Source organism: Vibrio sp. HA2012 (assembly GCF_002812955.1).
Classification (GTDB): Bacteria; Pseudomonadota; Gammaproteobacteria; order Enterobacterales; family Vibrionaceae; genus Vibrio.
The window spans coordinates 351,619-360,604 of sequence record NZ_PFXK01000004.1; the positions used below are offsets into that span (position 1 = coordinate 351,619).

Annotated in this window: 8 protein-coding genes; all 8 read left to right on the forward strand. The window is 47.2% G+C overall.

Features of this window, described 5'->3' with window-relative positions; genetic code table 11:
- Positions 1 to 50: 50 nt before the first annotated feature.
- Entirely contained in the window at positions 51 to 950 is a 900-nt protein-coding gene (locus CSW98_RS10265; RefSeq protein ID WP_100800390.1) for a Dyp-type peroxidase, read from the forward strand.
- 74 nt (positions 951 to 1,024) lie between these two features.
- The gene (locus tag CSW98_RS10270; RefSeq protein WP_100800391.1) at positions 1,025 to 2,158 is read left to right on the forward strand and encodes a flagellin; all 1,134 of its coding nucleotides are present in this window, start codon (positions 1,025 to 1,027) and stop codon (positions 2,156 to 2,158) included.
- A 239-nt stretch (positions 2,159 to 2,397) separates the two neighbouring features.
- Positions 2,398 to 3,498, forward strand: a complete 1,101-nt coding sequence (locus CSW98_RS10275; protein WP_100800392.1) for an ABC transporter ATP-binding protein — start codon at positions 2,398 to 2,400, stop codon at positions 3,496 to 3,498.
- Positions 3,495 to 4,373, forward strand: a complete 879-nt coding sequence (locus CSW98_RS10280) for a carbohydrate ABC transporter permease (protein WP_100800393.1) — start codon at positions 3,495 to 3,497, stop codon at positions 4,371 to 4,373. The genes CSW98_RS10275 and CSW98_RS10280 overlap by 4 nt, the downstream gene beginning before the upstream one ends.
- The gene (locus CSW98_RS10285; RefSeq protein WP_198517324.1) at positions 4,373 to 5,278 is read left to right on the forward strand and encodes a carbohydrate ABC transporter permease; all 906 of its coding nucleotides are present in this window, start codon (positions 4,373 to 4,375) and stop codon (positions 5,276 to 5,278) included. The genes CSW98_RS10280 and CSW98_RS10285 overlap by 1 nt, the downstream gene beginning before the upstream one ends.
- Positions 5,279 to 5,369: 91 nt before the next feature.
- Entirely contained in the window at positions 5,370 to 6,683 is a 1,314-nt protein-coding gene (locus CSW98_RS10290; RefSeq protein ID WP_100800394.1) for an ABC transporter substrate-binding protein, read from the forward strand.
- Between the two features lie 32 nt (positions 6,684 to 6,715).
- Complete coding sequence (locus CSW98_RS10295; RefSeq protein ID WP_100800395.1) at positions 6,716 to 7,711, forward strand: LacI family DNA-binding transcriptional regulator; 996 nt, start codon at positions 6,716 to 6,718, stop codon at positions 7,709 to 7,711.
- A gap of 74 nt (positions 7,712 to 7,785) precedes the next feature.
- Positions 7,786 to 8,742, forward strand: a complete 957-nt coding sequence (locus tag CSW98_RS10300) for a glycoside hydrolase family 43 protein (protein WP_100800396.1) — start codon at positions 7,786 to 7,788, stop codon at positions 8,740 to 8,742.
- Positions 8,743 to 8,986 lie beyond the last annotated feature (244 nt).

Consider the following 8,986-nt stretch of genomic DNA (forward strand, 5'->3'; position numbering starts at 1 on the left):
GTTGTATGTTATTACAATCGGGAATTCAAATAAGAACAGGACTCAATACTATGTCATTATCTCAATCCGCTATTGTGCCGGAAGCCGGACCTTTTGCACTGTTTGCTCAGCTTAAGGTTCAGTCAAATAAGGAGAAAGTACTGGCGGAACTGCAACAGCTCCCAGCATTGGTAGCTGAAATTAATGAGCTGCAGGCAGGGGCTGAATTGACGGTATCTGTTGCCTTCTCTCACGCTTTCTGGACTCAGACTGCAATGCCGGTTCCCTCAGAACTGGTTGCCTTTAAACCGCTTGGTCAAGGTGATACGACAGCCCCTGCGACGGATGTGGATGTACTGATCCACTGCCATTCCAATCGTCATGACCTGCATTTCTATCTGGTACGTAAACTGATGGCGGCTATTGCTTCTGATGTGGAGGTTGTGGACGAAACCTACAGCTATCGTTACCTTGATGCCCGGGATATGACGGATTTTATTGATGGCACAGAAAACCCGGAAGGGGATGAACGCGCAGATGTCGCGATTATTCCTGAGGGTGAGTTCGCCGGAGGCAGCTATGTGATGGTACAGCGTTTTGTGCATAAGCTGGATGCATGGCATCGAATGTCCGTGGAGCAGCAGGAAAAGGTTATCGGTCGTACCAAGCCGGATTCTGTTGAACTGGATGATGTACCGGCTAATTCTCATGTTGGACGTGTTGATATCAAAGAAGAAGGGAAAGGGCTGAAGATTGTCCGCCACAGCCTGCCGTACGGTACGGTTACTGGTGAGCATGGACTTCTGTTTGCAGCTTATTGCAATACCATGCATAACATACAGACACTATTAGCCAGCATGTACGGTGAAAAAGACGGTACAACGGATCAGTTACTGCGCTTTACTCAGGCTGTGACCGGTGCGTATTTCTTTGCTCCGTCTGCTGAGATGCTGCAGGGCATGAAGTTCTGAGATTCGGCTAAAGATATTATTTCTGTTGCCGATATGAGTGTCTGAAAGTCTTTTTCTTTAAGCTGGCAGGCACTATGGCAATTACTGTGAATACCAACGTTTCTGCGCTGACGGCGCAGCGTCACCTCGGACTGGCAACAGAGATGTTGAACCAGTCTCTGGAACGTTTGTCTTCCGGAAACCGGATAAACAGTGCCAAAGACGATGCCGCCGGTTTACAAATTTCCAACCGGCTGGAATCTCAGATGCGTGGCCTTGATGTTGCGGTAAGGAATGCGAACGACGGCATTTCCATTATGCAGACTGCCGAAGGGGCCATGAACGAAACGACCAATATTTTGCAGCGCATGCGGGATCTCTCTTTGCAATCCGCGAACGGTTCTAATTCTAAAGCAGAGCGGGTGGCGATTCAGGAAGAGATGTCAGCCCTGAATGATGAGCTGAACCGTATTGCTGAAACCACGTCATTTGGCGGGCGGAAACTGCTGAACGGCAGTTTTTCCAGTGCTGCTTTTCAGATCGGAGCCAGCTCTGGCGAGGCGGTGCAGATCAGCCTGAAGAATATGCGTTCTGATACACTGGATATGGGGGGTGTCAGCTATATTGCCCGGGGCAGAGCAGATAAAGACTGGGCGGTAAAAGAAGGGCAGAATGATTTAACACTGCATTTTACTGGTGGTCGGGGCGGGGAGCAAAGTATCCGTATTCAGGCCAAAGCAGGTGATGATATTGAAGAGCTGGCGACTTATATCAATGGTCAGACGGATGCGGTATCGGCTTCGGTGAATGAGCACGGACAACTGCAGATTTTTACGGCCGGTAGTGATCATGCCGGAGCTATCCAGTTCAGTGGAGCTCTTGCTGATGAGCTGTCTATATCCGGGCCGATGGTGGAAACGGTCGATAGTCTGAATATCACGACAGTCGGCGGAGCCCAGCGAGCCGTTGGTGTTATTGACGGTGCCCTGAAATTCGTCGACAGCCACAGGGCAGAGCTAGGAGCCTACCAGAACCGCTTTGGCCATGCGATCAATAACCTGGATAATATCCATGAAAATCTGGCCGCATCGAAAAGCCGTATAAAGGACACGGATTTCGCCAGAGAAACCACCCAACTGATTAAGCAGCAGATCCTGCAACAGGTCAGTACCAGCATTCTTGCACAAGCAAAACAGGCTCCTAATCAGGCACTGACTCTGTTGGGTTGATAGCGTTTTCTTATTGTTTCCTTTTTTGTCTCAATTTTTCCCTGTTACAACCTTTCTCTATTACAACCTCTCCCTATTACAGCCTATTTCCATCACAAGACGGTTCCCAAAATTGGTTAAATTGTGACCTGAAACGCTATTCTGAAAAAAGACGCTTTATCAACTAATAATATTAGTAATAATATTATCTCAACCAATAATAACCGCCTCACCTACACAGAATACTAAGGAATAAACCTATGGCTGCCTCGATAGAAATTAAGCATTTGACCAAATCCTTTGATGGCTCAGCGGTGTTGGATGATATTTCTTTCAATATTCGTGAGAACGAATTTATTGTTTTTCTCGGCCCTTCCGGCTGCGGAAAATCGACGCTTCTGCGCATGATAGCCGGGTTGGAAAGCCTGAGTGAAGGACAGATCTGGATGGATGGAAACCGGCTGGATACTCTGGCTCCCGGCCAGAGAGATATCTCTATGGTATTCCAGAGTTATGCCCTTTATCCGCATATGAGTGTAAAAGACAATATGGCGTTCGGTCTGCGCAATATAGGCACGGAAAATCACATTATTGAGTCCCGTATTGAGGAAGCATCAAGAATTCTGGAGATAAAACATTTGCTGGAGCGTAAACCGGCAGAGTTGTCCGGAGGGCAGCGTCAGCGCGTGGCTATCGGGCGTGCGATTGTCCGTGAGCCTAAAGCATTTTTGTTTGATGAACCCCTGTCTAATCTGGATGCCGCTCTGCGCAGCCGTACCCGAATTGAGCTGGCGCAGCTTCACCAGCGGGTAAAAGCAACCATGGTTTATGTTACTCATGATCAGGTGGAAGCCATGACACTGGCTGATCGTATTGTGGTGCTGAATAAAAGTAAGATTGAGCAGATAGGAACACCTATCGACATTTATCGTCGTCCGGCCAGTAAATTTGTCGCTGGTTTTGTTGGCTCACCGGCAATGAATATTCTTCCGGTTATGCAGGTTACCGCAGAAGAGGGCAAAGCGGTTCTGCATGTGGATCAGACCACCCCACTCTGTTCTACCATTGACATGGCGCTGTTGCCGTCAGGGGATTCCTTTGAAATGGGGATCCGTGCGGAAGATATTTACCTGTCAGCAACGGGAGAAAATGCCCATACACAGGGTGTGGTTGCTTTTATCGAGCGTCTGGGAGACAGGACGCTGGTTTACGTTACTCTGCTTAACGGCAGAATGGTGATTGCAGAAGCTGATAACAAACATGAATATGCGATCAATTCGACGGTATATCTCTCTTTTGATTTTGAATCTATCCACCTGTTTGACAGCAAAGAAAAAGCCTATCAGGGAGGTTCACTATGAGCAGTATCGCCGCCAACCGTAGTCAGTGGCGCAATCTGACCTTTGTGCTTCCTTACCTGCTGGTGTTTATCTCGATGATTCTTATCCCTCTGATCTGGGGGATTAATCTGAGCTTTGAAAAGGTGGATTTGTTTGGACCGGGACGCTATATCGGCTGGAAAAACTATATACGTCTGTTTCATGACAAGATCTTTTTACAAACCGTCTGGAATACCTGCTATTTTGTACTGCTGACTGTACCGGCATTAATCCTTATCGGACTGTTTCTGGCGCTGGCACTTAACCGTCAGAGTCGTACCGCTAATATATTAAGAGGGATTTTCTTCGCCTCGACCATACTATCCGTCACTGTGGTTACACTTATCTGGCGTATTATTTTTATTCCTAATGATGGCTTTATGGCAATGTTGTTCAGTTGGCTGAATGCCGATCCTATTGCGTTTCTTTCTGATCCCGAGTGGGCATTGATTTCCATTGCAATAGCAACAATCTGGTGGTGTCTGGGATTGCCTATGATCCTGTTTACGGCAGCGCTGCAGCAGATCCCGCAGGATCTCTATGAGGCAGCCGCGCTGGATAATGCAACCAAATGGATTGCGTTTAAGAAGATCACCCTGCCGTCGATTACCCGAACCATTATTCTGGTCACTATCATTGAAATCGTGATGCAGTTCCAGCTCTTTGGACAGGCATTGCTGATGACCAATGGCGGGCCGAATAATACTTCCCGCTCGATTGTGATGTTTATCTATGACCTCGGTTTCCGCCGCTGGGATATCGGCATGGCGGCTGCCGCTTCACAGATCCTGTTCCTGATCATCCTTGCCGCGGCAATCGCACAATTTGCCTTTAGCCGGAAAAAAGGAGAACGATAATGAGTCAGTTGAGAACACCCGCTATGAATGAAGTGACCACTCAGCCGTATCCGTCTGAAACAGAGAAAACTTATCAGCCGCACGCGCAGAAGACATCAAAAGCCTTGTTGGGACTGACCGTGTTGCTGTCGTTTGTGATGCTGGCTCCGTTTTTATGGATGCTGGGACTGAGCCTGAAAGATAATCAGGTGCTGATGATGGGAACCGATGCCGTTTTTCATTTCCCGTATACACTGCAGAACTATATAGATATTTCCCGTAATTCAGCGGTATTCCGCTGGTTGATCAACAGCCTTATTGTTTCCGGATGTATGACATTAGGGGTTCTGACTCTTTCTTCTCTTGCTGGATATGCCTTTGCCCGTCTGGAATTTCCGTTTAAACGTACCCTGTTTATCATTATTCTGATGGGACTGGCGGTGCCGGAGCAGGCAGTAATTATTGCCCGTCATCAGTTGTTCAGTGAGTTTCATCTGCACAATACTTATCTGGGGCTGATCCTGCCCGGATTATCCATGCCGTTTGGTGTTTTTCTGATGACCCAGTTTTTCAGGGCTATTCCGAAAGAGATTGATGAAGCGGCTGTGATGGATAACGCATCTAAGTTTAAAATTTTCTGGAAAGTTCTGCTGCCGCTGACGTTACCGGCACAGGCAACGCTGGCGATACTGACATTTCTGCAGTCGTGGAACGATTATTTCTGGCCGTTAATCTCGGCGACAGACAAGTCCATGTTCACGCTGACGGTCGGAATTGCCTCTTCCCAGACCAATTTTGCTCAGAGCGAGGGGCTTGGTTTTCTGAGTTCCCAAGCCATATTTTCTGCAATTCCGATCATCATTGTCTATATCTTCTTCCAGAAACATATTGTCACCGCTGTGGCCGGGGGGGCGGTTAAACAATAAGGCCGGAATTAAAGCAATAACGTGACCTGAATTCAGTGGTATCAGGCGAAACCTACACTAGCTAACGTACTAAAAACAGAAGGCGATTATTATGAAAACAGGTATAAAATCGATTGCCCTTACACTGAGCTGTCTGCTTTATGGCGGATATGCCCAGGCGAACACTGAGTTACAGTTGCAGCGCTTTTTCGGTGCTTGCGATGCCGAATACGGGCAGTCTGTCGATGTTTCTGCTGCCAGTGGTGAATGCGGTATTATGACGACGCTGATTAACAAATTTAATCAGGAAAATCCGGATATTGACGTGAAAGTAACTACGGTAGAATGGCCGGGATACGATCAGTTAACAGCACAGATGGCTTCCCGTACGCCACCGGATGTAGTGACTATGCATAACTCAGTGATATCTGATTATCAGTCCCGCCATCTGATTGTGCCGGTAGATGAATTCCTGCAGAAAGCGGGTATTGATAAGAGCAGTTTTACTCCGACCGCTCAGAAAGGGGTGACACGTGACGGTGAATTTTATGGTTTGCCGCTGGATACCTGGACCATGCTGTATCATATCAACATGAAACTGATGAAGCAGGCCGGTCTGGTGGATGCGAGTGGACAGCCGGTTTTACCTACCTCTCCGGAATCCTTACTGCAACAGGCTAAGCAGTTTAAGAAAGCGACCGGAAAACCTTATTTTGTGCAGATTCTATCCAATGAAACTGCTGCTTATACTCGTCTGTTTTATACCTATCTGTTCCAGCAGAATAGTCATTTTTTTGATAACCCGGATAAGATTTCCCTCAAAGGTCCGGAAGCGAAGAAGATTGTAAATCTTTTCAAACAAATTTATGACAATGATCTGACGACGAAAAATATGGATTATCCAGCTACGGTTTCTTCATTTAGTCATGGTGAAGGCGGAACGCTGCTGAATGGTAACTGGTTACTGGGAACTTATGATGAGGAGTCACATAAGTCAGACAGCCCCTTGTATGAGAATTATCAAGTTGCCCCATACCCGTTCTTGTATGATGGAGCCCAGTCGCATTACGTCGATGGTCACTCATGGGTCGTACCGAATAAGTCTCGTTCAGCGGAGAAAGATCAGGCGATTGCGAAGTTGTTCCGTTTCTTTGCCGAGAATGATTTTGACTGGGCAAGAACCGGGCATCTGCCCAGTGTGAATGCTGTGCTAAAAGCACCTGAATTTCTGGCTCTCCCTCATCGTGCTGAAATTCTGTCGGTTACGAAAACAGGAAGAGGATTGCCGGAAGGGGTAAAACGTCAGTTCGCTATTCAGGATATTCTGGGTGAGGAACTGGCGGCGGCTATTACTGGAGCTAAGCCGGTGGATGAAGCCCTGACGGATGCTGAGGTGCGTGTAAACGACATGCTGAGCAACCTGTAAATATTCATAATAAATTATAAAGAAATAGAGCTATGCGCAAAAAAAGAGTCACCATGCAGGATATCGCTACTGCCGTTGGCGTTTCCCAGCCGACGGTATCGGTTATCTTAAATGGTTCCGGTAGTGTTAAGGTTTCGGATGATACCCGAAAGAAGGTTCTGGATAAGGCCCGTGAGCTGGGCTACAAACTGAAGAACAATGTTCCGCATGCGAAATCGCACCCGCGCATAGCTCTGCTGATTAACAGTATTAACATGCATGATCCTTTTATCTGTGCCATTAGTGCCGCTAAAGTTCGGGCATGGGAGCTGGATGCCCTGTTAGTCGTTTATGACTATGAGGATAATGACGACCTTAAAAAATCAATGCTGCAGGAGATCAGCAGTGCACAGTATCACTCGCTGATTTTCGCTTCCAATACACCGAAAGAGATTAACGAACCGTTAGATATCGATATCCCTAAATTATTTCTCAACTGTACCAACTCTTATTATGTAAAGCATGATCCCAGCATTGTGGCGTCGGACTTTATCGGCGGCTACAGTGCTACACAGCATCTGCTGGAGAAAGGATATCGGGACATCGCCATGATCACCGGAGAAAGCTGGTCAGATTCATCCATGCAGCGTGTCCGGGGCTATCGTCAGGCACTGACTAATGCTGATATTCCGGTGAAAGAGGAATGGATTGTGGAAGGGAACTGGTCTGTGAAGGAAAGTTATAACCAGATGCAGATGTTATTGTCTCGTCCTCCTTATCCCCGGGCAGTATTCTGTGCCAGTGATCTGATGGCGCTGGGAGTGTATCAGGCTCTCTCTCAGCATCATTTATCGGTTCCTGAGGATGTGGCTGTTATTGGCTACGATAACCAATTACTGGCTGCCCAACTGACACCTTCTTTATCCTCGGTTGATTTGCCTTATGACGAAATGGGGCGACTGGCCGTTGAAACGCTGCTTGATATGTCTCCGCCACCTCTGATGCTGGTTAAAGTCGAAGGTGATCTGGTGATCCGGGAATCGACCTGACCAGATAAACCGTTTATATACCGAATGTTGAATTGATTAGATATTGGCCATATTGATTATGGCAAGGAGCCTTTATGCTTGTAAAAAACCCGATTGTAGAGCAGAGAGCGGATCCGTTCGTGTATTTGCACTGTGACGGTTACTATTATTTTACGGCCTCTGTTCCCGAGTATGACCGTCTGGAATTGCGCCGGGCAAAGCATCTGACCGAACTGGCAGAAACGCCGGAGGTGGTCACTGTTTGGACGAAACCTGATTCTGGTCCGTATTCTGATTTGATTTGGGCGCCGGAGGTTCACTACATCGATCAGAGTTGGGTCATTTATTTTGCAGCAGCTCCTAACCGGGATATTGTGAATAATGCTTTCCAGCACCGTATGTATGCGATCACGACAGAAGCAGAAAATCCGTTGGAAGGCGTGTGGTCTGAACCGGCTCAGATCGACAGTGGTTTGTCGTCATTCTGTCTGGATGCCACCAGCTTTACTCATAAAGGAAAACGTTATTATGTCTGGGCTCAGAAAGATGCGGTGATCCCCGGTAATTCCTGTCTGTATATTGCCGAAATGAAAAATGCGACGGAACTGGCAACAGCACCCGTGTTATTAAGTAAACCTGAGCTCGACTGGGAGATGCAGGGATTTCTGGTGAATGAAGGTCCGGCAGTGCTAAAACGTAATGGACAGATATTTATCACTTATTCTGCCAGTGCGACAGATGAACGTTACTGTATGGGGCTGCTCAGTATCGATGCAGAGGCCAGTCTGCTGGATGCCACGCAATGGCGGAAGCGTACGGAGCCTGTGCTGACGACGGATGCTGACAATCATATTTATGGTCCCGGGCATAACTGTTTTACCACCAGCCAGGATGGCAGTTGTGATTATATTGTTTATCATGCCCGCAATTACCGGGATATTGACGGTGATCCGTTATGGGATCCTAACCGGCATACCTGTGTACAGAAAGTGGACTGGGATCTGGCCGGAGAGCCGGTATTGGGTAAACCACTGAAAACGGCCATACTATAACTGTTGTCTGGCCATATTATCATTTCCATTCGGGCAGGTATGCGGTTCTGATATCTGCCTTGTTAAACCTGGGCAATATCGGCTGAATGTCCTGCAACTTTAATTTTTTTCCTCCAAATAGCGCCGTTCAGTGCAAAAATATTTTTTTTGAAAAAAATCCTAAAAATCTCCTAAAGGATTTATTTTCCGCGCCGTTAATGAAAGTAACTTTGAGAGAACTACTTGGTTTTCCGAGACGTCGGAA

What these genes read in the sequence shown, in the direction of transcription:
- CSW98_RS10275 (WP_100800392.1), top strand. Translation starts at nt 2,398, where the DNA reads ATGGCTGCCTCGATAGAAATTAAGCATTTGACCAAATCCTTTGATGGC.
- CSW98_RS10290 (WP_100800394.1), top strand. Translation starts at nt 5,370, where the DNA reads ATGAAAACAGGTATAAAATCGATTGCCCTTACACTGAGCTGTCTGCTT.
- CSW98_RS10280 (WP_100800393.1), top strand. Translation starts at nt 3,495, where the DNA reads ATGAGCAGTATCGCCGCCAACCGTAGTCAGTGGCGCAATCTGACCTTT.
- CSW98_RS10270 (WP_100800391.1), top strand. Translation starts at nt 1,025, where the DNA reads ATGGCAATTACTGTGAATACCAACGTTTCTGCGCTGACGGCGCAGCGT.
- CSW98_RS10285 (WP_198517324.1), top strand. Translation starts at nt 4,373, where the DNA reads ATGAGTCAGTTGAGAACACCCGCTATGAATGAAGTGACCACTCAGCCG.
- CSW98_RS10300 (WP_100800396.1), top strand. Translation starts at nt 7,786, where the DNA reads ATGCTTGTAAAAAACCCGATTGTAGAGCAGAGAGCGGATCCGTTCGTG.
- CSW98_RS10265 (WP_100800390.1), top strand. Translation starts at nt 51, where the DNA reads ATGTCATTATCTCAATCCGCTATTGTGCCGGAAGCCGGACCTTTTGCA.
- CSW98_RS10295 (WP_100800395.1), top strand. Translation starts at nt 6,716, where the DNA reads ATGCGCAAAAAAAGAGTCACCATGCAGGATATCGCTACTGCCGTTGGC.